The 26,651-nt window shown below is 38.0% G+C and carries 25 protein-coding genes and 1 tRNA gene; 10 read left to right on the top strand and 16 right to left on the bottom strand.

Annotation, left to right across the window (positions count from 1 at the left end):
• Window positions 1-132 precede the first annotated feature (132 nt).
• Together AAC026_RS05530 and AAC026_RS05525 are read left to right on the top strand one after the other, a co-directional pair.
• Entirely contained in the window at window positions 133-465 is a 333-nt protein-coding gene (locus tag AAC026_RS05530) for a PadR family transcriptional regulator (RefSeq protein ID WP_339695687.1), read from the top strand.
• A gap of 3 nt (window positions 466-468) precedes the next feature.
• On the top strand, window positions 469-3,075 hold the full coding sequence (locus AAC026_RS05525) for an FtsX-like permease family protein (RefSeq protein WP_339695684.1): 2,607 nt from the start codon (window positions 469-471) through the stop codon (window positions 3,073-3,075).
• 60 nt (window positions 3,076-3,135) lie between these two features.
• Here AAC026_RS05525 and AAC026_RS05520 read toward each other — a convergent pair.
• Window positions 3,136-3,210: transfer RNA gene (locus AAC026_RS05520), tRNA-Val, on the bottom strand.
• 217 nt (window positions 3,211-3,427) lie between these two features.
• Here AAC026_RS05520 and AAC026_RS05515 point away from each other — a divergent pair.
• Window positions 3,428-3,793, top strand: coding sequence for a response regulator (locus tag AAC026_RS05515; RefSeq protein ID WP_339695681.1), 366 nt, complete (start codon window positions 3,428-3,430; stop codon window positions 3,791-3,793).
• Between the two features lie 85 nt (window positions 3,794-3,878).
• On the opposite strand, the gene tsf is transcribed toward AAC026_RS05515, so the two are convergent.
• The 4 genes from tsf to rplM form a co-directional block, all read right to left on the bottom strand.
• The gene (gene tsf, locus AAC026_RS05510) at window positions 3,879-4,709 is read right to left on the bottom strand and encodes a translation elongation factor Ts (RefSeq protein WP_339605714.1); all 831 of its coding nucleotides are present in this window, start codon (window positions 4,707-4,709) and stop codon (window positions 3,879-3,881) included.
• A 150-nt stretch (window positions 4,710-4,859) separates the two neighbouring features.
• Complete coding sequence (gene rpsB / locus AAC026_RS05505) at window positions 4,860-5,660, bottom strand: 30S ribosomal protein S2 (RefSeq protein WP_339605715.1); 801 nt, start codon at window positions 5,658-5,660, stop codon at window positions 4,860-4,862.
• Window positions 5,661-5,685: 25 nt separating this feature from the next.
• Window positions 5,686-6,072 (bottom strand): 30S ribosomal protein S9, encoded by a 387-nt coding sequence (rpsI, locus tag AAC026_RS05500; RefSeq protein WP_053222755.1) that lies wholly within the window; start codon window positions 6,070-6,072, stop codon window positions 5,686-5,688.
• Between the two features lie 3 nt (window positions 6,073-6,075).
• Window positions 6,076-6,528: a 50S ribosomal protein L13 gene (gene rplM / locus AAC026_RS05495; protein WP_339605716.1), complete on the bottom strand. Its 453-nt coding sequence runs from the start codon at window positions 6,526-6,528 to the stop codon at window positions 6,076-6,078.
• 313 nt (window positions 6,529-6,841) lie between these two features.
• Between rplM and dnaX the strand changes: the two genes are divergently transcribed.
• A complete protein-coding gene (gene dnaX, locus AAC026_RS05490; protein WP_339695678.1) occupies window positions 6,842-7,954 on the top strand; it encodes a DNA polymerase III subunit gamma/tau in 1,113 nt (370 codons plus the stop codon).
• Window positions 7,955-8,268: 314 nt separating this feature from the next.
• Window positions 8,269-8,610 carry a hypothetical protein gene (locus tag AAC026_RS05485; protein ID WP_339695675.1) on the top strand — a complete coding sequence of 114 codons (342 nt, stop codon included), beginning with the start codon at window positions 8,269-8,271 and terminating at the stop codon, window positions 8,608-8,610.
• Here AAC026_RS05485 and AAC026_RS05480 read toward each other — a convergent pair whose 3' ends face one another.
• From AAC026_RS05480 to AAC026_RS05440, 9 genes are all read right to left on the bottom strand, one after another.
• A complete protein-coding gene (locus AAC026_RS05480) occupies window positions 8,611-9,558 on the bottom strand; it encodes a DUF3078 domain-containing protein (protein WP_339605719.1) in 948 nt (315 codons plus the stop codon).
• A gap of 55 nt (window positions 9,559-9,613) precedes the next feature.
• Entirely contained in the window at window positions 9,614-11,506 is a 1,893-nt protein-coding gene (locus AAC026_RS05475; protein WP_339695672.1) for a LysM peptidoglycan-binding domain-containing protein, read from the bottom strand.
• A gap of 17 nt (window positions 11,507-11,523) precedes the next feature.
• The gene (locus AAC026_RS05470; protein ID WP_339605721.1) at window positions 11,524-12,165 is read right to left on the bottom strand and encodes an O-methyltransferase; all 642 of its coding nucleotides are present in this window, start codon (window positions 12,163-12,165) and stop codon (window positions 11,524-11,526) included.
• The gene (locus AAC026_RS05465; RefSeq protein ID WP_339605722.1) at window positions 12,165-13,400 is read right to left on the bottom strand and encodes a pitrilysin family protein; all 1,236 of its coding nucleotides are present in this window, start codon (window positions 13,398-13,400) and stop codon (window positions 12,165-12,167) included. Before AAC026_RS05465 ends, AAC026_RS05470 begins: the two co-directional genes overlap by 1 nt.
• A gap of 444 nt (window positions 13,401-13,844) precedes the next feature.
• Window positions 13,845-14,753: a hypothetical protein gene (locus AAC026_RS05460; protein WP_339605723.1), complete on the bottom strand. Its 909-nt coding sequence runs from the start codon at window positions 14,751-14,753 to the stop codon at window positions 13,845-13,847.
• Window positions 14,750-15,244 (bottom strand): hypothetical protein, encoded by a 495-nt coding sequence (locus AAC026_RS05455; protein WP_339605724.1) that lies wholly within the window; start codon window positions 15,242-15,244, stop codon window positions 14,750-14,752. The genes AAC026_RS05460 and AAC026_RS05455 overlap by 4 nt, the downstream gene beginning before the upstream one ends.
• 122 nt (window positions 15,245-15,366) lie before the next feature.
• Window positions 15,367-16,503, bottom strand: coding sequence for a 6-bladed beta-propeller (locus AAC026_RS05450; RefSeq protein WP_339695669.1), 1,137 nt, complete (start codon window positions 16,501-16,503; stop codon window positions 15,367-15,369).
• 82 nt (window positions 16,504-16,585) lie between these two features.
• On the bottom strand, window positions 16,586-16,825 hold the full coding sequence (locus AAC026_RS05445; protein WP_339605726.1) for a hypothetical protein: 240 nt from the start codon (window positions 16,823-16,825) through the stop codon (window positions 16,586-16,588).
• 49 nt (window positions 16,826-16,874) lie between these two features.
• Window positions 16,875-17,108, bottom strand: coding sequence for a hypothetical protein (locus AAC026_RS05440; protein WP_339605727.1), 234 nt, complete (start codon window positions 17,106-17,108; stop codon window positions 16,875-16,877).
• Between the two features lie 790 nt (window positions 17,109-17,898).
• Here AAC026_RS05440 and AAC026_RS05435 point away from each other — a divergent pair.
• The 5 genes from AAC026_RS05435 to AAC026_RS05415 all read left to right on the top strand — a co-directional run bounded on the left by AAC026_RS05435 (window position 17,899) and on the right by AAC026_RS05415 (window position 23,607).
• Window positions 17,899-18,894: a glycosyltransferase family 9 protein gene (locus tag AAC026_RS05435; protein WP_339605728.1), complete on the top strand. Its 996-nt coding sequence runs from the start codon at window positions 17,899-17,901 to the stop codon at window positions 18,892-18,894.
• Between the two features lie 118 nt (window positions 18,895-19,012).
• Window positions 19,013-19,843, top strand: coding sequence for an SDR family NAD(P)-dependent oxidoreductase (locus tag AAC026_RS05430; RefSeq protein ID WP_339605729.1), 831 nt, complete (start codon window positions 19,013-19,015; stop codon window positions 19,841-19,843).
• A gap of 166 nt (window positions 19,844-20,009) precedes the next feature.
• On the top strand, window positions 20,010-20,417 hold the full coding sequence (locus tag AAC026_RS05425) for a 6-carboxytetrahydropterin synthase (protein WP_339605730.1): 408 nt from the start codon (window positions 20,010-20,012) through the stop codon (window positions 20,415-20,417).
• Entirely contained in the window at window positions 20,380-21,066 is a 687-nt protein-coding gene (gene folE / locus AAC026_RS05420) for a GTP cyclohydrolase I FolE (RefSeq protein ID WP_339605731.1), read from the top strand. Before AAC026_RS05425 ends, folE begins: the two co-directional genes overlap by 38 nt.
• A gap of 297 nt (window positions 21,067-21,363) precedes the next feature.
• Window positions 21,364-23,607 (top strand): sodium-translocating pyrophosphatase, encoded by a 2,244-nt coding sequence (locus tag AAC026_RS05415; RefSeq protein WP_339605732.1) that lies wholly within the window; start codon window positions 21,364-21,366, stop codon window positions 23,605-23,607.
• 71 nt (window positions 23,608-23,678) lie between these two features.
• Here AAC026_RS05415 and AAC026_RS05410 read toward each other — a convergent pair whose 3' ends face one another.
• A complete protein-coding gene (locus tag AAC026_RS05410; RefSeq protein ID WP_339605733.1) occupies window positions 23,679-25,013 on the bottom strand; it encodes an ABC transporter permease in 1,335 nt (444 codons plus the stop codon).
• Between the two features lies 1 nt (window position 25,014).
• Window positions 25,015-26,295 carry an efflux RND transporter periplasmic adaptor subunit gene (locus AAC026_RS05405; protein ID WP_339605734.1) on the bottom strand — a complete coding sequence of 427 codons (1,281 nt, stop codon included), beginning with the start codon at window positions 26,293-26,295 and terminating at the stop codon, window positions 25,015-25,017.
• Window positions 26,296-26,651: the final 356 nt, after the last annotated feature.

The following is a 26,651-nucleotide window of genomic DNA, read 5'->3' as shown; positions in this document are numbered from 1 at the left end:
ATCTGAATTTGATCCAAACATGCTCTTCGTACGCAGAGCATTTATGCTTAACCCATATTCCTTACATTTATATATTTAATTGGCGCAGAGAATTTATTTTCCTTACATTCATATAAATAATATCTCATAACCATGAAAGGTACTTTTTTAGGTGAGTTTGAAGAAGTAGTATTATTGGCTACCTGTGTATTGGACAAGAATGCTTACGCTAATTTGGTAAAGGACGAGGTTGAAAAACACACTGACCGTAACATTAACCTCAGCGCAATTCATTCCTCATTATACAGACTGGAAAAGAAAGGATTTCTATCGTCCGAATTGGGCGAAGCAAGTCAAAAAAGGGGCGGAAAACGCAAACGTATATTCAAACCAACTCCTTATGGACTTCAGGCAGTACAGCAAATCAAGGAAATACGTGAGTCGCTTTGGAACAATATGCCTCAAACTCTTTTTCAAAATTCTTGAGTCATGCAGCAGCCACCAAAATTACCCTTAAAAATCCTTCGTTTCTTTTGTGCCGAACATAGGCTAGAAGAAATTGAAGGTGATTTATTTGAGGAATTCCAAGACCAAGTTCAATCGTATGGCTACAGTAAAGCTCGAAGACTATACTATTGGACTGTCATCCGTTCATTTCGAAGTTACCTTTTCGATTACCAAAATAACTCCACTCACCCTTTAAGCTTTATTACCATGACTCAACATTATTTAAAAACAGCGTTTAGGGGTATGTATAAGCATAAGAGCTTTACTGCCATTAATATTTTGGGCTTGAGTCTTGGTCTCTCCTGCTTTATCCTACTCTCACTATTTCTCACAGATGTAATTCTGAAAGACAATTTCATTCCGAACCGAGCCGAAATTTACAGGTTAGAAGTATTAAACCCACTTGATTTCACGGATAAATATGAAGCCAGAACCCACCCTGATTTTGTAGTCATTTTAAATAGAAACTATCCTCAAGTAGAAAATTACCTTAGAATTAACGCGCTCAATGAAAACATGACTATCACCGTGAAAAACGGTGATAAAAAGGAGTTTTACAAACAACGAGGAATAGAAGCTGACACATCGTTTTTCAGTTTCTTTCCTTTCGAGCTAATTACCGGAAACCAGAAAACAGCTCTCTTAGAAAAACATAGTATCATAGTTAGCGAAAGTATGGCCACCATGTTATTTGGAGATGAGGATCCAATCGGCAAGATGGTTTATTTACCCATTCGGGAAGGAGCCGCTTATACTGTAAGCGGAATATTAAAGGATATAAAACAAAATTCCAGCCTTCAATTTGACTACATAGTCCCTAATTACATTCCATATGATATCGCATCTGGTGCTTACTCGCTTTTCGCTAACTATTTAATGTTTTCACCAGAAACAGACATCAAGCAAATAACAACAGGTTTTAACAACACTATTAAGGACGCTGGAGCAGCAAAACGTTTACAAAACTTAAAATACAGGCTCACTAAATTTGAAGAAGTGAAATTCGACATACAGTCTACTGACAACGTTGTTCAGACGATAAACAAAGGTACTGTAGCGCTCATTGCCATAGTGGCTTTACTTATTCTAATTTTAGCAGTATTTAATTACATCAATCTTACTGCTGCTCGTGCTCTTCAAAAAGGACAGGAAGCTGGAATACGAAAAATAATTGGAGCAGGCAGAGGTAGTTTCGTTTTTCAGTTTTTGACGGAGTCACTCATCTTCTGCGTAATATCAATGTTGATTTCTCTCTTAGTATTAGAAATTTCACTACCGTATTTCGAATCTATCCTTGGCACCTCTCTCCATTACGACTATAAATCCAGCTTCCTATTCTTTCTTATTTACTTTGGATTAATTGTTCTATTGGCTTTGCTTTCAGCACTCTATCCTGCTTTGCTGGTATCGAGATTTAGGTTTAGCGAATTCCTTAAAGGAAAGGCCATGTCATCAACAAAAGGCAACATGCTGAGAAAAGGGCTTGTGGTTTTCCAGTTCAGTATCTCGATAATTTTGACACTAGGGGCGGTTATGGTTCAAAAGCAGCTGAGATATATTCAAAACGAAACCTTAAGCTACAACCCTGAACAAATTCTTATTGTAGAGCGCGCGGTTTCTTCCAATCTAGATGACTTTAAAAAATCATTAAAAGATATACCAGAAGTTTCTATATCGAGCCTAACATCTAGCCCCCCAGGAGGTGAAAATCTCTACGCTTCTGGCTCAATAGCTGAACTGGATATTCGAGGCTATTACCATCAGGTTGATGGAGATTATATTAACATGCTGAAACTTAAAATCACAGAAGGCGCAAACTTCGACAGTAAACTAACATCGGATATTGATCAAGGTGTGATCATCAATGAGACAATGGCCAATATCATTAGATCGAAAAACCCTATGAATCTTGATGACCCACTTTCTGGGAAATATTCATTCCTAGGTATCCCGACTAAAATCCGAGGAGTAGTAAAAGATTTTCATATAGGCTCGTTCCATAATGAAATACAACCTATAGCGCTAATGTATCATAACTTTACAGGCTATTCTGGAGCAAGGGTTATGATTAAAGTGAGTTCAACCAATATATCTGAAACGCTCGCCAAAATCGAAACCAAATGGAATGAGTTTATACCGAACTCTAAGTTTGGAGTTGAGTTTATGGATGCGAAGTTCGATCAGCTTTATACGGCTGAAACCCGATTGGCCAATATTTTCAAGCTCTTCACTGTAATAGCTCTGTTTATTTCCTCCCTAGGTCTCTTAGGACTAATTGGCTTTATTACAGAGTCGAAAATCAAAGAAGTGGGCATTAGAAAGGTAATGGGCGCTTCAGTAGGTCAAATTCTATTTTTGTTCACAGGGCAAGTATACAAACTGATACTAGCGGCTTGTCTTGTGGGCGTTCCAGTGGCATATTGGCTCATCAATCGCTGGCTTGATAATTTCGCTTACAAAACTAGCTTCTCATTCGATATTGTGTTCATAGTAGTATTATTTATGTTTATTTTAACTAGCCTCACGATTATTTTTAAATCAGCAAAAGCTGCTACGCATAATCCAGTGGATGCATTACGGAGTGAATAGGGACTTGCTATACTTTAAAACAAAAAACCAGTCGCTCTTTTAAATGACTGGTTTCATTAGTGGGACATACTGGATTCGAACCAGTGACCTCTGCCCTGTCAAGGCAGCGCTCTAAACCAACTGAGCTAATACCCCAAGAGTTCGCAATATTAACAAATTCTATTTTCTGATAGACTAAATAGCGAACTGAATTCAATAAATAATGACACAAATAGCGAAATCGAACATTTATTACTTTGTACAAAAAAGAGCAAACATTTTGAAATTTCAGGACGATAAAAACATTAGTTATTGATCTGTGTTAAAGGTGAAGATATTAAACTCAAAAGCCTTAAATTCAACACGACAGATTATGAAAAAGATTCTACTAGTTGAAGATAATGCTATAATTCTTGACAACGTCAGTGAGATTTTAGAGTTCGAAGGTTATCAAACAGTTGTTGCCAAAAATGGAGTTGAAGGTCTTGCTCTCGCAAAATCCGAAAAGCCGGATTTAATTCTCAGTGACATCGATATGCCCTTGATGAATGGGTATGAGATGCTTCATGAAATACGAAGCGATTCTGAATTACAAAAAACCCCTGTTGTGTTTCTATCGGTAAAAAATCATGGTCAAGAGCTGGTTCATGGCCTACAGTTTGGAGCAGATGCTTATATATGTAAGCCATTTGATCTTACCGAATTACTTGATACCGTAGAAAAGCACTTGAACAAATAAGTCTAAAGTATTACATACATAGCTTAAAAAAGCAGAAGGCTCATCAAATTGATGAGCCTTCTTAATTCTATATAGGCAACAAGAATTAACCTATAGTAACTCTTTTGAAAGAAGATACAGTTAAACCTTTGTTTACTGAATCAAGGTACTGCTGAACATTCACTTTTGGATCTTTAACAAAAGCTTGGCTCAACAAAGTGTTTTCTTTGAAGAACTTGTTCAATTTACCTTCAGCAATTTTATCAAGCATAGCCTCTGGCTTGCCTTCTTGTCTTGCTACGTCTTTTCCAATCTCAATTTCTTTCTCGATAACAGATGAATCAACACCATCCTTATCAACAGCAACTGGATTCATGGCTGCAATTTGCATCCCAACATCTTTACCAGCTTCAGATACATCGGCACTACCAACTCCAGTTAGAGCAACTAAAACACCTAATTTACCTGTAGAGTGGATGTATGATACCACTTGGTCAGCAGAAAGTTTTTCATAAACAGAAACTTGTAGCTTCTCGCCTATTTTACCCAAAAGCTCAGTTACTTTATCCTGAACAGTTAAGTTACCCAAACTAAGTGCATTCAATGCGGCTAGATCAGCTGGTTTATTAGCCATAGCAGCATCAGCAATCTCATTTCCTAATGCTTGGAAATCAGCATTTTTTGCTACGAAGTCAGTCTCACATGTAAAAGCAATAAGAATAGCCTCAGAGCCATCTTCACTAGATCTTACATAAACAGAACCTTCAGAAGTTTCTCTGTCTGCTCTTTTTTCAGATAATTTTTGACCTTTCTTACGAAGAATCTCAATTGCTTTATCGAAATCTCCTTCAGATTCAACTAATGCCTTTTTACAATCCATCATGCCGGCACCGGTCATTTGTCTTAATTGGTTAACCTCTTTTGCTGTGATAGCCATTTGTATATATTTTAAATATTATTTCTAAAATCAGTTCGAACCTTAAGTCTTGAAGAGTATATTCAGCTCAAGCTTATCGGTTTAAAACAAAAATTGAACACCGAAAAAGCTTCAATGTTCAATTTTTTATATGAGTTAATCTTAATCGATTTAAGCTTCTTCTTTTTTAGACTCTGCTTTATCAGCAGCTTTAGTTTCCGCTTTGTCAGCAGCTATTTTTTCTTGCTCCGCTTTTTCTCTATCTCTCTCCTCTTTCTCAGTTTTGCGCTCTTGCAATCCTTCTTCAATAGCTCTACCAATAGCCTTTGTGATAGTTTCTACAGACTTGTAGGCGTCATCATTACCAGGGATTGGGAAATCTACTTTGTTAGGATCAGAGTTTGTATCTACCAAAGCAAACACAGGAATGTTCAGCTTTTTAGCTTCATTTACTGCAATGTGCTCTCTTTTGATATCAACGATGAACAAGGCAGCAGGAAGTCTAGTAAGGTCGGTAATACCACCCAATACTCTTTCTAACTTTTCCTTTTCACGAGTCTTCATTAACCTTTCTCTTTTTGCAAGGTTTTTATAAGACTCTTCTTTCATCATTTTGTCGATACCCTGAAGTTTCTTCAACGACTTTCTGATCGTTGCGAAGTTGGTCAACATACCACCTAACCATCTTTCAGTTACGTAAGGCATATTCAATCTTGCAGCTTCTTCAGCAACAATCCCTTGGGCTTGTTTCTTAGTAGCTACAAACATTACCTTTCTTCCTGAGCGGACAATGTTCTTAATTGCAGATGATGCTTCTTCGAGGCAATTAAGAGTTTTATTAAGATCGATAATATGGATACCATTCCTCTCCATGAAGATGTATGGCGCCATACGCGGATCCCACTTTCTCGTTAAGTGACCAAAGTGGACACCAGCATCAAGTAAGTCTTTGTACTCTAATTTGTTAGACATATATAAGTTTGTAAAATAATTCTTATTAACGCTTGCTGAACTGGAATGCTCTTCTCGCTTTTCTTCTCCCTGGCTTCTTACGTTCAACCATTCTTGGGTCTCTTGTAAGGAAACCTTCTTTCTTCAAAGGAGGTCTGTTTTCAGCATCAATTTCGCAAAGTGCTCTAGAAATGGCAAGTCTAATGGCTTCAGCCTGACCTTTTGGTCCGCCACCATTAACGTTTACTTTGAAATCGAAATTCCCATTTTGCTCCACGAGCATCAAAGGCTGTTTTACAATAATCTGAAGAACATCAGAAGGGAAATAACTCTCTAATGATTTTCCGTTGATATTGAACTCACCTTTTCCAGACTCCATGTACAATCTTGCAACAGAGGTCTTTCTTCTTCCAATTTTGTTAACTATTTCCATTAACTAGCTTATTGATAATTTAACTTCCTGTGGCTTTTGAGCCTCATGTAAATGCTCAGCACCTTCATACACATAAAGGTTATTAAAAAGTGCTCTTCCTAATCTTGTTTTTGGCAACATACCGCGAACCGCTCTTTCAACCAACAATCTTGAAGACTTGGCTTTGAGTTGTCTTGGAGTAGTTTCTCTCTGACCACCTGGGTAACCAGTATATCGTAGATACACTCTGTCATCCCATTTCTTACCTGTCAACTTTACATTGTCGGCATTGATTACGATTACGTTATCACCGCAATCTACATTAGGGGTATAACCAGGCTTGTGTTTTCCCCTGATCATTTTTGCAACTTCACTTGATAATCTACCCAACGACTTTTGGCTCGCATCCACGATTATCCAATTCTTATCTACAGTAGCTTTATTAGCCGAAACTGTCTTATAACTTAGTGTATCCACTTCGATATATTTAATTGACTTTTAATACTTTACCTCTTCCATAGCTTGAAAAGGGACACAAAGATAGAAGTTTGCTTTTTTAATTCCAACGTTGCCCAGTAAATAAATTACCAGTTTTCAGCCCTAGCTCGTGTTCATCAGCATAGGCAACCTCAATTAGCTGCATTGAATGAACTATTACATAGGTTTCTGTTGAAAGAAAAAAGACCTTATAACACCTCTGATCTAACGGGGTGCAAATTTAATGGAAAAGTCGAGAAATCTTTGAAGTCATTTTTTGAAACATCTTAGCGAAGATTTATATCTTGCAGCGATGGAAAATTTTGTTGTCTCCGCACGTAAGTATAGACCTGTTGGCTTTGAAGAAGTAGTTGGCCAAGGGCACATTACTACTACACTTAAAAATGCGATCGATAATAATCAATTAGCACAAGCTTTACTTTTTTGCGGACCAAGAGGAGTCGGCAAAACTACTTGTGCTAGAATTGTTGCCCGAATGATCAATGATCAAAACATTGACAATCCTTTAGAAGGCAACGATACCTTTAATATATATGAACTTGATGCGGCATCGAATAACTCAGTAGATGATATTCGAAACCTGATCGACCAAGTACGTTACCCTCCTCAACAAGGAAAGTTTAAAGTATATATTATTGATGAGGTTCACATGCTTTCCAATCAAGCGTTTAATGCTTTTTTGAAAACTTTAGAGGAACCACCATCCTATGCTATTTTCATTTTAGCGACTACTGAAAAACATAAGGTAATTCCTACCATCCTTTCTCGTTGTCAAATCTTTGATTTTAATAGAATTGAGGTCAGTGACATTTCTACACAGCTAAAAATGATCGCTGATAAGGAGAAAATTGACACGGAAGATGAAGCTCTGCACCTGATTGCCCAAAAGGCGGATGGCGCTATGCGTGACGCACTTTCTTTGTTCGATCTTATTGTCACCTTTTCGCACGGGCAGAAAGTAACATATCAAAACACAATTTCTAACCTACACATTCTGGATTATGACTATTATTTCAGAATGACAGAATCTCTTTTTAAAGAAGACACATCTAATGTTCTATTAACTTTTGATGAAATTCTGAAAAATGGATTTGACGGCCATCACTTTATTGTAGGATTAGCCAGTCACTTAAGAGATTTAATGGTGTGTAAAGACAATGCCACCATTCAGTTATTACAAGTTTCTGACAATATTAAACAGCGCTATAAAGCACAGGCCGATGCTACACCGCTTTCATTCTTACTCACGGCACTCAACATTGCAAACCAATGTGACTTGAGTTATAAAGGAAGCAAAAACCAGAGGCTTCATGTTGAATTAGCTTTAGTAAAAATGGCGCATTTAACTTCTGCTATTCGCTTGGCACATGTTACTCCGGAAGACACTTCAAAAAAAAAATCCTAACTGAAGAGGTCGCTGAGAAAAAAGAGTCGCAGCCAACAAAAGAGGAAGCTCCCAAAGTAGAACCTATTACAAAAGAAGTACTGGTAGAAAAAGAGGCGGGCAATGCTGCACCTTCAATTGAAACACCAGTTCCTCAAGCAAGCTCAGAACCTAGCCCTGTAACCAAATTACCGCCAAGGGCACCTTCTAAAACGATTAGTATTCCTTCTCTTTCCGATTTAAAGAATCAACTCAATAAAAAGGAAGAAACTACGACAGGTGAAGTAACGGAAGAAGCGGTTTCAAACCGAAATAAAGCTTTTACACTTACGGACTTGGATAAAGTTTGGAATGCTTTTAAGGCAAAAAGAGAAGAAGAAGGCAACCAACTAGAGCTACTTATTCTAAAAGAGCCTTATGAATTAGAGGGCAATACCGTAACCATAAAAATATCTAATGGTGCATCAGAATCTAGTTTTGAGCGGTTCAGAGGAGATTTATTAATGACATTGCGAGATGGCCTTGAGAATGACAGCTTAATTCTAAAATCAGAGGTAGTAGATATTGCCAGAGAGAAGATGCTTTATACTGACAAGGAGAAGTTTGAACACCTGAAAAAGAAGTATCCTGCTTTAAAAGATTTGCAAGAACGATTAGGCTTGGATCCAGAGTTCTAATCAAAAACCTAACGTAATTCCAACGTTTATAACATTCTTAATTTGAACATCGCGCCCCTTGGTGCCATCATTTCGCGTAAGTGTAATGTCGTCATCATAAATTAGCTGAGAGCTAATATTGGAGGAAAGGTAATTGTTTACTTTTAGTTTAAACGAAGCCTCTAAATTGACTACTGTATTTGGGAATTTCTCATAGTTAGAAAAGAGGTTGAAGTTTCCTAGAAACGACACATTTTCAACTACATCTTTTTTATATGTACCCGTTAAACTTATTCCTGCTTCAGGTCTGATTTTATCGCCTGGGTTTATACCAAAAGCGCCCGCATTGGAAAGGGAGTCATTCAATACAAAAGTAAATCGTCCCGTGAAGGGAGCCAAGGTAGCGGTAACAGTTTTTTCATCTCTATATGAAAGTCCTAGAGAAGCCTGAAGATAACCAGGTGCCATAAAATTGGAGATTAGAATTCGTTCAATCTGATCTGTCCCTGCTATCTTTTTATTCTTGTACCCCTCGTCCATTTGGGTTTGAAAGTTAATGGAAGTGGTTAGAAGTACCCTTTCGGTAAATTTTTGGCTATACTTTGAGTTCAATAAAATCTGATCGTCCGTTTTAACAAAACGGTTTTTAGAATCTCCGTTTCGGATTAAACCATAGCTAATTTTAAAACGATTCTGCCAAACTGCCCCCTCTTTCTCATAATTAGCAAAGGTTTCAAACTTGGTTCCTATTGCTATTGAAGACTCCCCCCCTGCTGCCCAGTTGGTGAGTGCTACTTGTTGAAGGTTGAAGTTAAAAGTACCTCCGTTTTTCCAGTATTTAATGGTGTCGGCAGGTGGTGGCTCAGAATCGGGTGGCAATAAAAAGTCAATATCATTTTTCTCGTCTTGCCCATGAACAATCGAAACAGAGGTAAGTAAGATAAATATAACTAGTAGGTAACGATTCATTCTTCTCTTCTTCTCCAAAATCCGCCCAAAACTATTCAATGATTTTGAGTAGTCCTTAGTTGTCTTGCAGAATTTTAAGGCGTTCGCCCAAATCAAGGTTATTGTTTGTTTTATTGTTCCACTTCAAAATATCTTCAATGGTAACGTTGTATTTTCTAGAAATTCCCCAAAGGGTTTCTCCTTTCTGAACTTCATGATAAACCTCTCTTCTACTTGATGTCTTTGTTGCATCTGCTTGTTTAGAAAAATAGGCTTTAGGCACCACTAATCTAAGTTCTTGATTTATCTGAAGGCCATCCATTACATTCAAGCCATTCCAGTCGATGATGTCGTCCAATTCAATGCCATACTTTTGAGAAAGGGCAAAAAACGACTCTTTCGGCTGAACAACATGTGTAATGATAGTATCAGAAGCGGTAGCAATCAAAGCTTTTAACGTTGTGCTTACTTCAACTTCTTCAATTGGATCTTCATCAAAACTCGTTTTGTTTTCAGAAATAATTTGAGTTTGCTTTTTTATTGGTTGCTCAGGCGGACTCACTTCTTTGATCATTTTATCTTCAGGAGTGGGGTTATCCTTTGGTAAAATCACATCTGTATATTCAATAGGTACATTGGCTGGTCTAATAAATCGCAACCACAACACACGCCCAACCTTTAACTGCTGAGTTTCCCTCATTCTATTCTTCTGAAGTAGTTTTTTATACTTTATGCCATAGTCTTGCGAAATGCTCCAAAGGGTTTCTCCGGGCTGAACTATATGGTAATGTACCTTACCTCTATTCTTCTTGTTCTTAGCGTAATAGTATTCTCCACTCCTTATTTTGCCATTATCACCAAGATCGTTGTACTTCCTTATTTTCGACTCGCTTTTACCGACTCTATTGGCCAGCGTTTTTATATTATCACTTGCCCTTGCTCGAATAGCATCAATTCCGTTCATCTCAATTTGGTCAGGCTCATAGGCATTTCTGATATTTCCTGTTACACGCGGAAACACGCCTATATTCCCCTCAACCGGTCTAACACCCGCATAGCTCGTGCGACTATTACTTGATTTCTCGGGCTGTTTTGTTGTTGCTTTTGTATTGCTTGAAGCTTTAGAGTCTTCCTTTTTTGGTGTATCTGTATTTTGAGCAATTGGCTTACTTCCTGACTTCACAGGGTAAATTACTTTATACGATTTTTCATCTGGAATTCTTGAGGCTACTAGCCATTTGTTCAAGTTTTTGAGCTCTTCTGTATCTACATTTACTTCTCTACTTACGTCACGCAAAGTTTTACCTCGACCCTCGTAAGTAGCCAGTTGTAGTTCTGGGTTTCGTTTCCCACTCCCCACATAATCTTGAAAGGCCAATTTATGAGCAATGTATTTTTTCAGGTACCAATGTGTCTTAGCATTAATTTCAACCTTTTTTGCTCCGTAATCCTTCTCTGGAATAGTTCTTTGCGCCCCACCCAAACCTTGTAAATACGACTGCATAGACCACAGCCAGTTATCGAAAACGAAATTGCTTCTTTTAAAATATTTTGTAGCGCCCACGGTTGAAGCAATAATATGCTTTCGCTCATCTACCACTCCATCTACCCTAAGCCCAAGTTCTTGTGCCGAAGCTTTTTTAAACTGCCAAAAGCCTACTGCATTTGATGTAGAAACTGCATCGGAAATAAACTGACCTTCCTGAATGGCCAAAAATTTAAAATCATCTGGAATACCTTCTTTTTTCAGTACTTCTTCCACCATTCCCATATAGAGGTTAGAGCGGTCTACCAATAATTGAAAGTGGTATTGACTTCGCGTTAGCAAATCGAGCGTTTCTTCAATTTCCTTTTTTGCGCTGTTGGTAATTTTGAGTTTGACACCTGCAAACTCCATTTCTGAGGGGACAACCATTGGGGCTTGCGCTAAAGAGCTCAACGAAGCCATCAAAAAGATGATGATTGACACTATGTATTTTACCACGTTTATTTTTTCCTTAAAACCATTAACCCATCTCTGATCGGCAAAAGTACGTTTTCAACACGATCATCTTCATGGGTCAAACGGTTAAAATCTAAGATTGCTTGCGTGTCCTTGTCGATTTTCTTTTCCGTTTGAACAACTTTTCCGCTCCAAAGCACATTATCGGCAATTATGAAGCCTCCAGAGCGAACTTTTTCAAACACTAATTTAAAGTAATTGTAGTAATTAGCTTTATCGGCATCAATAAAAACTAAATCGAATGGCCCATCTATTTCAGGAATCAACTCAATGGCATTTCCTACCCTGAAATCGATAGCATTGGTATATCCAGCTTTTTCGAAATAGCCACGTACCATTTCTTCCAACTCTTCATTTTTATCGAGCGTAATAATCACTCCATCATCAGCCAAACCTTCAGCCATACACAATGCTGAATAGCCGGTATAAGTGCCAATTTCTAAAACCCTAGAGGGCTTAATCATATGGCTGATCATAGACAACGCTCTACCTTGCAAATGCCCCGAAAGCATACGTGGCATCATTATTTTAGCGTGAGTTTCTCGATTTAGCTCCAATAGTAATTCCGACTCTGGGTCGGTGTGGGCTTCTACATAACGCTGAATATCTTCGGGAATAAACTCCATTAGTTCTCTGGTAAAAAGGTTAAATGGCTCAATTGATTTTCATTCAGTTGCTCGTTGGCTACTTCAATTAGATCGGATGAAGATACTGCTCTGATTTTTTCAAAGATAGACTCCAGGCTGTCAATTCTGTTTTTATCCAGAATACTTTTACCCATCATAAGCATTAAACTTGTATTGTTTTCTTCACCCATTGCCAATTGACCAAGCATCTGCTCTTTGGCCATGTGCAATTGCATGGTACCTAAAGGCGTCTCCCTTAGTTTTTGTAATTCCTTTAACACCAACTTCCTTCCCCTTTCCACTTGCCCCATTTCGGTACCGAAAAAAATGGAGAACAAGCCTGTATCTGAAAAAGGATGATAACCAGCATCTATACTATAAACAAAACCATACTTTTCGCGCAGCGCCAAATTAAGTCTCGAATTCATTCCTGGGCCACCCAAAACATTCATTAACATATAAAAAGGAAGTCGCTTGGAATGACCAATCGGGTAAGCAGTACAGCCAATAGCGCACTGAGCTTGAGTAATATTTCTGGTAATAACTTCGCTGCTAGCTACGTAATTATCAAACAATACGCGCTCGCGCTGACCAACATGATGAGGGATTGGTTCAAAATATTTGTTGGCTAATTTCTGAATTTTCTTCAGCGGAATATTCCCTACACAAGAAAAAACGATTCGTTCTGTATTGAGATTAGTTTTCAAGAAAGCCTTGAAATCTTCTCGCTGAAAAGACTTTACGCTGTCGGAAGTCCCTAGAATATTTTTTCCCAGCGGATGATCTCCAAAAACGACACGATCAAATTCATCTTGAATGGCGTCTTCTGGGCTATCGTGGTACAAGGACATTTCTTCCAAAATCACACCGCGTTCCTTTTCAATTTGTTTTTCAGGGAAAATAGAATCAAAAGTAATGTCCTGTAATAGCTCAAAAGCCGATTCCATGTGCTTGTCCAATACAGAGGCATAGAAGCAGATTTTCTCTTTGGTGGTATAGGCATTTAACTCTCCGCCAACAGCATCGAGCTTATTCAGAATGTGATAGGCCTTCCGTTTTTTGGTGCCTTTAAAGGCCATATGTTCCCAAAAATGGGCAATCCCCAATTGGTCTTCGCGCTCATCGCGGCTACCAATATCCAACACAAATCCGCAGTGGACAATCTTGGTATTGCTCACCTCTTTGTGCACTACACGAATGCCATTGGGTAAAGTAAAAACATTATAATCGACCATCGCAGCATCTCCTTAAAACGACAAAGGTATAAGTTTTAAGAGAAAAGAATACCCCAAATTTCATTCTAGGTTTATGGAAGAGACCATCCATACCATTTATTAGTTAGCATCGCTTGAACAGTTAAATAAAATGTAATTAACACCTATGTTTAACTTATGTACATGTACTTAGAAGTACTCTCTTTCATTCTCTTCTCTGTGTAACGATATTTCAGGGCGTGACAATAATTTTGGCATAATCTATTCAACAGTTTATCCAAAATTGGGAGGTAAATAAACTCTCCTTAGAATATAAAAAATGATTCAGTCATACAATGAACAACATATACTGGCACTACAAATTGGCTCAAAACGAGAGTTGGCCTAACTTCACACTTTTTAGTATAGCTTTGCCCCTAGTTGCTTTTTTTTTACAAAAGCGCACGACTATAACCTAGAAATAAATCAGTTGTTTCTTGACAGGGTGATCGATACTGCTGGAGTTGGGGCATTGGTTTTTTTTATTACGGTGAACTTATCTTTGTTCTGAATGAAAGGATAGATTGACTTTCCTGATTTATTATCTGAATATATAGCAATTGTTGCTCCGTATTTTGTGCCATGCGCTGTTTTATACAAAAACTCTTCCCCATAGTCCAAAGGAGTAAACATACAGTATAAGCCCGATTCAGGTACTTTTATATTTAATGTAGAAAGGTCTGCCTCAAACCAACCGCTTTTCTTAGCCTTTAGAATAACCAACTCAGGAAGAATATCCTTGAACTTGGAACGTGGCTGACTTCTGAAAAATTCGAACTCTCCTTCAAATTCAAATATTCTTAATGACAGCGGGGCTTTCGGGAACCCTGTATTACCTATGTATACATGAATTGACTTCAATGTACCCTCTACATCCTTTTTGCCAACTTTGATATAAGCACCCCAGGAAAATCCCGCACTGGCCTCATACCCTTTAGTTAGATTATTCTGTTTAACAATATCAGCTGTTGAATCTCCAATCTCTATTTCTTCAACCGTCTCTGTAGTCACTGTGACATCAGCCAATTCATAAATAACAGGTATTAAAAACAGTTTTTGAGACTCCTTCAATTGACTTATCGTCAAAGTTGTATCCCTATAGCCGAGAGAGCTAATATATATATTGTTATTGCTTGATCCTTTGGGTAAAAGGAGCTTAAATGAACCGTCTTTTTGTGAAGTTGTACCATATTTATTTGAAGTGATATCAATGATGGTTGCATAAGGAATTGGGTTAGACGAATTTTGCTCGTATAGGAAAGCCGAAACAACTATATCCTGGGCAAAGACATGGGTAGAGAAAGCAAAGAGTAAGAATGTTAAGAACCTTTTCATAAGCCTTTTTGTGTTTGTTGAAATGCACTTAAGAAAAACTCAAAATTTTTATTAGTGCTTTTTAGAGCATGGTATGAGGCACGGATAATAAAATTATGATCAATTACCAATAAGCACGGTGTGCCAGAAAGATTACTATTCAGAATGGTAGGAGCATCATCACTTTGATACAATCTATCCCTCCATTCTTTAAACTCCTCTGAGTTATAAAGATATCTAAATGTGTAACCGTTTGCCAAAAGCACTATTTTTTCCCTGCCAACAACCTTAACAAGCTGATTCAAGTTCAAGAGTTCTTTTTTGATGCACGCTTCACACATCCCGTTTTCTAGGTAAAGAATGACCGTTCTTCCACTAAGAAGGTTAAAAAGTTTGTTTTCAACCTTATTCTGATCTGTTACTGTTACGTTATTTAGTGAATCTAAGCCAACCATCCAGTCATATAACTGAATTACCTGATAATCTGACAGTAAATTAGCCTGTCTTTGCATAGACCTATTTGTTTCGGCCAACTGATCAACCTTCTTTTGAAGAGCTATATAAAAGTAGATTGCAATTGCACTGAAACAGACAAGGGCTAATATTAGATGGAGGGATGATTTCTTTGATCCATTCATTTTAAATAAAGAAGAATAGGTAGTTCTGAATTTAAACTGTTTTGGAAAATAGTTCTCATATTTTCAGGAATGTTTTCCGTATCAATGTTTTCAGGCCAAACAAGTGAAACATATTGATCATTGTCAGTACCCAATGGCATAGGTACTTTGAAGGAACTATCTTCAAAAAGAATTTCAGAATATGATTGATATTTTGAAGAGTTTAAATCATAAACAAGCAGGTGATACGTATCAATATCCGAGCCATACATATACCAAAACGTGAGCTTATTATTGAATTTTAGAGGGAATCGTGTCCAAAGCACATATTTATTTCTAGTCAAAGCCTCCTCAAAACGAGTTGCCTCATCCATTTCATAGAGATCTTCAGGGACTTCCCATTCTTCAAAGTCTAAATCAAATTCCTGTTTTAATCCCGATGGGTTCACCGTGCTTATTACCCCCGTAAATGGATGGGCATAGAGTATATTATTATCACTCTGGCCGATCGTACTATGATAGGAAAGCTCGATGACAGCATTTCTCATATCCGAAATCTGATCTTTTTTCACTTCGTATTCCCTACTCCATATTTCTAGCCCATAGAGTAAACTCTTGTTTTTAGAATCATCTCTTGTGACAAGAAAATGATCCTTATCGAGCAACTCAAAGTTCATAAGCAACGCATTTACTTTTTTACTCTTAACAAATTCCAATGATGGTAATTTGTAAGTGAGGAACTCCAGTTTACCACGATCATAGATTATTAGTTCATCTGCAACTTCATCAACAGCAAAAGCATAAGGGGAGGAATATTCGCCAGGGCCTTTCCCAACCCGTTTCAATTGATTGATGAATTTGCCTTCCTTATCTAAAATGGTAAGTGTTTTTGTCTGAAACGGATCCAATAAATACACTCTTTTATTGTCAGATTTTATCTGTTCAATATTACCAAAAAATACACTATCGGGCATTTCAATGTTCAGGGCCCTATAATCTGGAAATACATCTTTTATTAGTATTATATCTGCGGATGCTGGGCTCACAGATATTTTGATGATATTCTCATCAACTTCGGACTTTGGTTGACAACCATTTATCATCAATGAAAAAATCAATAATGAAACCTTAATAATATTTTTATTCTGTATCATAAAAGAGCCAACAATCTTTATATAACTATAAGGGGGGACTGAATACTCATCAGTCCCCGTTATTATGGGTAATTGGTAGAATTTAAATAATTGGTATATCAGGAAGGCCTGGCCCCCCAACAACACAATCGAAGTCAGGTTTGGTTTTACAACCCCTCGCTAGAAAACGATTTTTAGCCTCGTCAACAACACAAACAGTATCTCCGCAGACGATCCCGTCATCAGTTTGAGACTTTGCTTGTGTTTGTTTAGTAACAATAAAAGCGGTTGCTGCAAAAGTCATCAGGCTTAATGCGGCAATGGTTCTTTTGAACTTCTCCATTTCAGAAAATTTAAAATTAAAAATAAGATTATGTACCTATAAGCTTTTGTTAACCGATAGAAGGTAAGCCTGGACCTCCTACAACGCAGTCAAAATCAGGTTTTGTTTTACATCCTCTGGCGAGAAACCTGTTCTTAGCCTCGTCAACTACGCAAACATCCGTTCCACAAACTATACCATCGTCAGTTTGTGACTTTGCATTTGCTTTCTTGTTAATCAAGAAAGCAGTGAATAAAAATAACATCATACTCATGATGGCCACAGATTTTTTCATTTTTCTCATTTCAATGTGGTTTTTAGTTGAAAATTTAATAAAACAGACCATAAATAAACAGCAGTATTAGGTGGAAATATTTTAATTTGACTACAAAAGTTCATTCACATTCGCGACACTGTGAATTAAAATTTGATTCTTTTTGCGATCAAATTAACCTAACAAAAAATATATTTTAATATTTATCTGTTATAAATCTAGATCTATGATGTTTTAATCTTAATTATTTTTTTTTCTTTTAACAAGACGCTTTGATATTATATTAAATAATTAATCTATAAAGCATTTAATTATATTTGAATAACTTATTCTTTTTCACTTATCTACGTAATTTTCCAATTGGAATAACTGGAAAGTTGAACTAACCTCTCGAACAACCTTTAACATAAGAACCTATTCTTAAGCTTATTACCAAACTAATTGAATTAGCCTCTAGTCCAACTCTCCAAGCCACCCGAGGATGAGTGTTTTTGATCGAAAATTTCCAAGAGTATTAAATCAACTTTTAACAAAAAAGAGATTATCTCTATATTCACATTATGTACATGTACCTCGTTTTACTTCCCCTTATGGCTTACGTCTTCAATAAGAGGTATAAGTACTTGATGATAGCTTTCCGCAATAAAAACAAAGAGCAGATAACTATAGAGTCTATTGTTTCACTATTAACAGTGATCATCAGCATTGTTCTTATCTATTTGATAGAAGTTAAGTTGCGCTGATTTTTATTCCAAGCTGGCAGAAACTCTCCACGAGTTTTGAACCCTTGGAGCGTTAAAGCACTATATTTGCCAGCAGTATGACTTACGGAAAGATCCTTATCATTCAAACGGCCTTTATTGGCGATGTAATTCTGGCCACTTCGCTGATCGAAAAGCTGCATCAGTATTACCCAGAAGCCAAAATAGACTTTCTGTTACGCAAGGGCAACGAAGCCTTGTTGAACAACCACCCAAAACTTAGAGAAGTACTGGTTTGGGATAAAAAAGGAGGAAAATACCGTAACCTCTTCAAGCTTCTAGGCAAAATTAGAAAGCAAAAATACGACTTGGTAGTGAACGTTCAGCGTTTTGCCAATTCAGGAATGCTTACCGCTTTTAGTGGCGCGAAGGAAAAAATTGGCTTCGATAAAAACCCTTTTGCTTGGGCTTTCACCAAAAAGGTGACTCATAAAATTGAAGAAGGAACCCATGAAGTGGAACGCAATAATGAGCTGATCAAAGCCATTACCGATGACAAGCTTCAGCGCCCAGTACTTTACCCATCACCTTCCGACTTTGAGAAAGTAGCCACCTATAAAACCCAACCTTTTATCTGCATGGCCCCTGCTTCGGTTTGGTTTACCAAGCAATTCCCAAAAGAGAAATGGATAGAGCTTATTCAATCACTTGAGTTTTCTGGCAATATCTACTTAATTGGTGCACCTAATGATGAGGCGCTTTGCGATGAAATCATTGCGCAAGGCGATAATTCAAAAGCACAGAACCTTTGCGGGAAAATGAATTTACTTCAGTCTGCTGCATTAATGAAAGATGCGGTAATGAATTATGTAAACGACTCTGCCCCCATGCATTTGGCTTCTGCCATGAATGCTAAAACCACCGCCATTTACTGCTCTACTGTTCCTGAATTTGGTTTTGGGCCTTTAGCGGAAAACGCTAGAATTGCTGAAGTTTCAGAAAAGCTAGACTGCCGCCCTTGCGGACTACATGGCTTTAAAGAATGTCCGAAAGGCCATTTTAAATGTGGAAGGGATATTCGGGTAAGCACTCTTCTTTTAGATGCTAAGCCGTAAGGCAGAGCGAAATCTCAAACAATTAAACAGCAGGATTTTAGCCTAGAAAAAAGAAAATGTTTATTCTTGCTGACTATTACGCCTACTAACCAGTGCCTTTTCACAAAGGATCGACCGTATGAAAACTACTGCCTTAATTACCGGAGCTGCCGGTGGAATTGGTTTCGAATTTGCTAAAATAGCCTCCCAAGCTGAATATTCATTGTTTCTTATCGATGTAAATGAAGTAGCATTGGCTGAGAAAAAAGCAGAGCTATCTATAATGTTTCCGCAAACGGACATTCACATAATGGTTTGCAACTTGGCTGAGCAAGGCATTGCTGAAAAAATTCATGCATACATACTTGAGCAACAATTGCTTGTTGAAATTCTTTTCAACAATGCAGGCTTTGGCAATTTCGGGCATTTTATGGAAACCGATTGGGCGAAAGACCAAGCCATGCTCAATGTACACATGGTAACAACCACCCACCTTACCAAACTATTGCTTCCGGGTATGACCCATAGAAAAAGGGGTTATATATTAAACAATGCCTCAGTTGCTGCTTTTGTACCTGGCCCATTGATGTCTACATATCACGCCTCAAAAGCTTATTTACTTTCTTTCACTCAAGCTTTGGCAAATGAGCTAAAGGGCACAGGCGTTTCTGCCACGGTTTTATGCCCCGGCATGACCAAAACTGGTTTTGCAAAGGCAAACGGAAACGATGACCCCAATATAAAATTCAACATAGCATCAGCCGAAGATGTAGCCTACTTTGCTTTTTCTAGCATGATCAAGGGGCAATCTGTGGCAGTTCCTGGAGTATGGAATAAATTAAGTGCTTTTCTGCCAAGACTATTGAGTCGCAATAGAGTGACCAATATGGTAGGTAATATTCAGCGAAAAAATCACGCAAAAAGAGTTGACAATAGGCAATTAGCACCAGAGTTAAAGCTCAAAATTTAGTCGCCAGAGAACTCAGTTGGTTCATAACACAATAGCATATTAGGCTTAATATTTTTTGTTCAATTAATTTCTATCGTTATTTGAACAAAATTGGTTAACCCAATGTTGGCTACCCGTGAATAAAAAGTAGTAAGCACACTTCTTACTCGTTTTTAAATTACCACAAATGAAAATAGCTGTTTATCGTAAAGAGCATTTTAATGCTGCTCATCGGCTTCATAACCCTAAATGGACTGAAGAAAAAAACGATGAGGTTTTCGGAAAGTGCAACAACCCCTCTTTCCATGGGCATAATTATGAGCTAATAGTAAAGGTTGTGGGCGAGCAGGATCCAGAAACGGGTTATGTCTGTGACATGAAAATCCTAAAAGACATTATTAAAGCCAACGTAACAGATAAGTTTGACCACAAAAATTTAAATCTGGATGTAACCGAATTTGAAAATTTGAATCCAACGGCTGAAAATATAGCAGTAGTCATCTACAACCTGCTGCGCCCAAAAATTGACAATAAATTAGAATTGAAAATAAGACTCTATGAAACAGAACGGAACTTTGTCGAGTACCCCGCTTAACGTATATAGTAGTATTGAAGAAATTGGTGATGAGCACGTGGGTACTTCTTATGAAACACCTATGGTTTCAGGTGCTTTTGAAATGGACGATGAGCTAAAGCAAGAGTTGATTGAAAAGAAGTTCAGAGAAATCATGGAAATCATGGGGCTTGACCTTTCTGACGATAGTCTTTCTGGTACACCAAAGCGTGTGGCCAAAATGTATATCAAAGAAATATTCAGTGGCTTAAGCCCAGCCAATAAGCCTAAAGTGACTTTATTCGAAAATAAATACCAGTACAACGAAATGCTGGTAGAAAAAAACATCACATTCTATTCTAATTGCGAACACCATTTTGTTCCGATTATTGGGAAGGCGCATGTAGCTTATATCTCAAGCGGAAAAGTGATAGGACTTTCTAAGATCAACCGTATTGTAGAGTATTATGCAAAACGCCCGCAAGTTCAAGAAAGGCTAACCGTTCAAATTGCAAACGAACTCAAATCTCTACTAGAAACAGAAGATGTAGCCGTAATCATCGATGCAGATCACCTTTGTGTTCAATCAAGGGGTGTTAAAGATGTAAACAGTAGTACTGTAACAGCTCAGTTTCATGGTAAGTTTAAGGAAGAAGCCACTAGAAGAGAGTTTTTGAAATACATAAAGTAGCATATACGACCTGAGCAGAATCGATTAGTTTAATAAGCAGGAGGCCGTCTGACTAGACGGTCTCTTGCTTTAAGCGCAATCTTACAAACCTAATTTTATTCCTTATCATAAAACCTTGGTGCTCAAACACGAGCAATTTTTAAAAGCTTTTTTATAAAAGGCCACTAAGCTTTCAAAAATCACAACCCAGTTCTCTCAGAGTACGTTTATGGCTTCTTTTCTTTAATTGATATAGTTTTTCTTTTTGTAAAGGCATCTACTATCTTTGCACGTCTTTTATAAAACTGATAATTAAAAATGTCAAATCTGATTTATTTAGTCCCAATTCTCGGGCTAGTGGGCTTGTTAGTAATGATCGTTAAATCGAACTGGGTAAACAAGCAAGATGCAGGGGATCAAAAAATGCAAAACCTTGCCAAATACATCCGTGAAGGAGCTTTGGCTTTCCTCAGCGCTGAGTACAGAGTACTCGCTATATTTGTAGTGGTTGCAGGTATTCTTTTAGGAGTTATCTCTACCTTAGTTGAAACCACTCACTATTTTATAATTTTTGCTTTTATCATCGGTGCATTTTTCTCTGCATTAGCCGGAAACATCGGTATGAGAATAGCAACAGCTGCCAACGTAAGAACCACCCAAGCTGCAAGAACTAGCTTAGGTAAAGCCTTAAAAGTTGCCTTTACTGGCGGAACTGTAATGGGGCTTGGAGTTGCTGGTCTAGCTGTATTCGGATTAAGCATGCTATTCATTCTTTTGTTCGCCTTCTTTATGGATAGCGACATGGCGAATGGTGGTGTATATCAGATGACAATCGTATTAGAAGCCCTTGCTGGTTTCTCTTTAGGTGCAGAATCTATCGCCCTTTTTGCTCGTGTAGGTGGTGGTATTTATACTAAAGCTGCTGATGTTGGCGCTGACCTTGTAGGTAAAGTTGAAGCTGGTATTCCTGAGGATGATCCAAGAAACCCTGCTACTATTGCCGATAACGTAGGTGATAACGTAGGTGATGTAGCTGGTATGGGAGCTGACCTTTTCGGTTCTTATGTAGCTACAGTATTGGCCTCTATGGTATTGGGTAACTACATCATTAGAGATATGGGCGGATCGGTTGAAGACCAATTCAGTGGCATTGGCCCAATCTTGCTTCCTTTAGTAATTGCAGGTGCTGGAATCATCTTCTCTTTGATCGGTACTATGTTTATTAAAATTAAAAACGACAACGCTAAGGAAGCTGAAGTTCAAGCTGCGTTAAACCGTGGTAACTGGATTTCTATTGTATTGACAGCAATTGGCTGCTATTTCCTTATCGACCTTCTTTTGCCTCAAACCATGCAAATGAAGTTCTTTGGCGAAGGTATTTTAGAAGTTACTTCTATTCGCGTATTCGGAGCTGTATTGGTAGGCTTAGTAGTAGGCGGTTTAATTTCTTACTTAACTGAATTCTATACTGCCATTGGTAAAAAACCGGTTATGAGCATTATTCAAAACTCTTCAACTGGTGCTGCTACAAACATAATTGCAGGCTTATCTGTAGGCATGAAGTCTACTTTCGGTCCAATTATTCTTTTTGCTGGTGCCATTTGGGGTGCTTACGAATTAGCAGGTTTCTACGGTGTAGGTATTGCCGCTTCTGCAATGATGGCAACTACGGCAATGCAATTGGCCATTGACGCTTTCGGTCCTATTGCGGATAATGCAGGCGGTATTGCCGAAATGAGCGAACTTCCTTCAGAAGTACGTGAAAAAACAGATATTTTAGATTCAGTAGGAAATACAACTGCTGCTATCGGAAAAGGATTTGCAATTGCTTCTGCTGCATTAACAGCTCTAGCACTTTTTGCTGCCTATGTTACTTTTACTGGTATTGATGGTATTAACATCTTTAAAGCCGATGTATTGGCTGCTTTGTTTATTGGAGGTATGATTCCAGTAATTTTCTCTGCTTTAGCCATGGAATCTGTAGGTAAAGCTGCCATGGAAATGGTAAAAGAAGTAAGAAGACAATTCAGAGAAATTCCAGGAATTATGGAAGGAACAGCCACACCAGAATATGGTAAGTGTGTTGAGATTTCTACGAAAGCAGCCATTAGAGAAATGATGTTGCCGGGTGCCATTACAATCATCTTCCCTATTCTTGTAGGATTTATTATGGGACCAGAAGCACTTGGTGCTTATATGGCAGGTGTGGCTGTATCAGGTGTGCTTTGGGCAATCTTCCAAAACAACGCTGGTGGTGCATGGGACAACGCTAAGAAATCTTTCGAAGCGGGTGTAATGATTGATGGAGAAATGACTTACAAAGGTTCTGACGCTCACAAAGCTGCTGTAACTGGAGATACTGTTGGTGATCCATTCAAAGATACTTCTGGTCCATCAATGAACATTTTGATTAAGCTTACTTGTTTGGTTGGTTTGGTAATCGCCCCTCTATTAGGCGCTGGTCATTCAGAGTCTACTGACGACAGCAAAGCTGAAGTAAAAGAAATTATTATTGAAGCCCCTGCTGTAGAAATTTCTGAAGTGGTGACTGAGTTGAACTAAAACTCAACAAAATATAGAATTGAAAGGCTACCCGAAACGGTAGCCTTTTTTATGCCTATTGCTTCTTATGATTACTCATACCTCAACGAGGTAATAGGGTCTTGCTCTGCGGCTCTTTTGGCTGGTGCAATTCCAAAAATAATCCCTACAGTTACGGCCACTCCAAATGAGAGTAAAATAGAAAATGGGCTAACAATGGTAGGTATTTCGGCCAACTCAGCAATACCAAAAGCAGCTACTAAACCCAAAAGCACTCCTATGGCTCCACCTGAAAAGCTAATCATTACAGCTTCTAAAAGAAACTGATAGATAATATCCAGCCTAGTTGCTCCAAGAGACATCCGTAAACCAATCTCTTTAATTCTTTCCATTACAGAGGCCAGCATAATATTCATAATACCAATACCTCCTACGAGCAACGAAATTCCTGCAATCCCACCCAAAACAAAATTGAAAATGTTCTTTGTGCGCTGCTGTTGTTTTAAGAGCAGTTCTGGAATACTGATTTCATAGTCTATCACTTGACTATGCTTTCGCTTAAGCATTTTAGATACTACCTGCGCAATCGAATTCATTTGATCCGTATTCGACACCTTAAGAACTAATCTGTCCAACTGATGATAGTTCACACTCGATTTATCTTGATTACCACTCATTCTCGCTTGTTGAATTAGCGAATTAGTTACCATGGCTCTATTCTCATACCTAATTAGGGCAGTACTCAGAGGTGTATAGATATCCATATTATAATCTCGGATACCAAGATTGGATATGCTTTTATCAGATATTATTCGCTCTTCTAATACACCAATCACCTTAAGCCAGTGCCTTCCTACCTTAATATATTTCCCAATGGGTTCTTCTCTGCTAAAAAATTTCGATTTGATAGACTTACCAATAATACAAACAGGAACTCCTTTTTTTAGGTGCTCAGGATTAAAATATTCACCCTCATCAAGTTGAAAGCCTGAGATTTCAAAATAAGTATTCTCAACCCCTACTAACTTTGCTGAACGTCTAAAGCCCTGTCTGGAAACTTCAGTTTCCAAAACAATCTCTGGGCTTACCATATCAATATCAGGAATTACGTTCTTAATACTTTCGACATCTAGAAAATTAAGTCCTAAGGAGAGATTCTTTTTCCCTTTCTGAGTCCCCACTGCACCAGCAGTTTCATCTACCTCTCCCTCACTCTGCTCTACAATTGGAGTGATAACAATGTTATTGACACCTACTAGCTCAATCTGTTCAAGGATTTCTTGTTGAGCACCAGAGCCAATGGCCATCATGGCAATTACTGCTGCCACACCAAATATAATTCCTAGGGCAGTAAGGACGCTACGGATTTTATTTGACAATACTGCTTCTGAAGCAATTGCCAAATTTGAAATGATTTTCTGAAACATATCAGTCCTTTTTAGCAATGGCCTTCACTTCTTCTGAAAGAAGTTTAATTGGCTTATCATCCATGCCACTCGGATCTGAAAGATAGATGGTCAATCCTTCCGTAATTCCCCCTATCACCACTACTTGATCTGAATTAGATTTACCAAGTTTTACTTCTTGCTTAACCGAGCCCAAGCCATCTTTAGCAATTACATAAGTGATTGAATCACCTTGACTATGTACTGCTTCCACAGGAATAAAAAGCACATCATCCAGTACTTCCGCTATTACTTTATTGCTAGTAGTCATACCTGGCCTTAACGTGGTGTCAGATTCATTAACTACTACCATAATCTCAAATACCTTAGAATCTGAGTTAGGCCTCTGTTGCCCCATATTGGCCACTTCTAAAATTTGCCCTGTAAGCTTCTTATCCGGAAAAGCATCTAATCCTATTTCAACCCGCTGTCCTTTCTTTATATTATTAATATCTACCTCATTTACGTAGGTCTTTGATACCATATGAGTTAAATCAGGTAGTGTTGCAACAACAGGTTCCCAAGCATTTATTTGTGCACCTACTCCCATCTTATTGCCCCTCCAGTCACGCTTATAAATAAGCATTCCCGGTTCTGGCGCCATAATGGTGAACTGTTTTTGTAAATCCAGAAGAGCATCGAGTTTGGCTTTGTCATCCAGCATTTTTGCTTCAGCCCCAGCCATTCTTGCTACCGACTTCTGTCTCTGAAGCTCGTAATTTTCCTTTTCTACCAAGTATTGTTTTTCAGCCCTATCAAGCTCCATTTGCTTCTCTGTTACAACAGCTGGAGGCTCGTACTGAGAATTTCTTAATACTAACTTCTTCCTTTCTATTTCATAAAGCTGATTGTCCATTACATCCCTTGCTTTACGAAGTTCCATGGCAGTGTCTAGCTTGGCTTGAGTAAATTCAGATGAGCTAACTGTAAAATCGCTCCTCCTTTGTTGCAGTCTGGTACCTAATTCCGTTTGATCCAAACGGGCTACATAGTCGCCTGCGTTTACTACCGTACCCTCAGGAATAATATGTTCTAAGGTGGTTTGATAAATGCCTGCGCCCTGCATGCCACCTGGTCCCATAATCTCTACAGAGCTCTTAGCAAACAATTCTCCCGATGCCGTAATTTCAGACCTGAATTGTCCTCGCTGAACCTTAGCAAAAACCTCTGCTGAATCAGTTGACCCTTTATTTACTTTGGTGATAAAAAAAATAAGTACTGCGACAAAAATGCCGATAACGATTATCAGATTACGCTTTTTCATTTTGTTGTTATTTTGACTGACCTTTTGAACTATAAATATAGTCTTAAATATTACTATTCAAATGTTAATTTTCCTTAATACATACTGAAACTATAACCACCAAGTTTCCTTTCTCCTTTTAAAACCCAAGAAGCGCTCTTTCAAAACGCAAATAACCAATGTTCTACCCTAGTTGTTACGATGAATTGATTGGTCAAATTGTTTTGAATGGCATTATGTTTCTCAATTATTACAGAGCGTTTCGATTCCAATGAAAGTTAAAATAGAGAGTTGTTCTACTTTTTATTCTTGATGACGAATTCAAAAGGGTATCGTTACCCATTTCTTTGGTTACTTTTGCGCCACTAAGAATTCCT

The organism is uncultured Roseivirga sp. (assembly GCF_963973945.1).
Classification (GTDB): domain Bacteria; phylum Bacteroidota; class Bacteroidia; order Cytophagales; family Cyclobacteriaceae; genus Roseivirga.
Note: the sequence above shows the minus strand (reverse complement) of the source record. Positions and strands in the feature narration are given on the sequence as shown.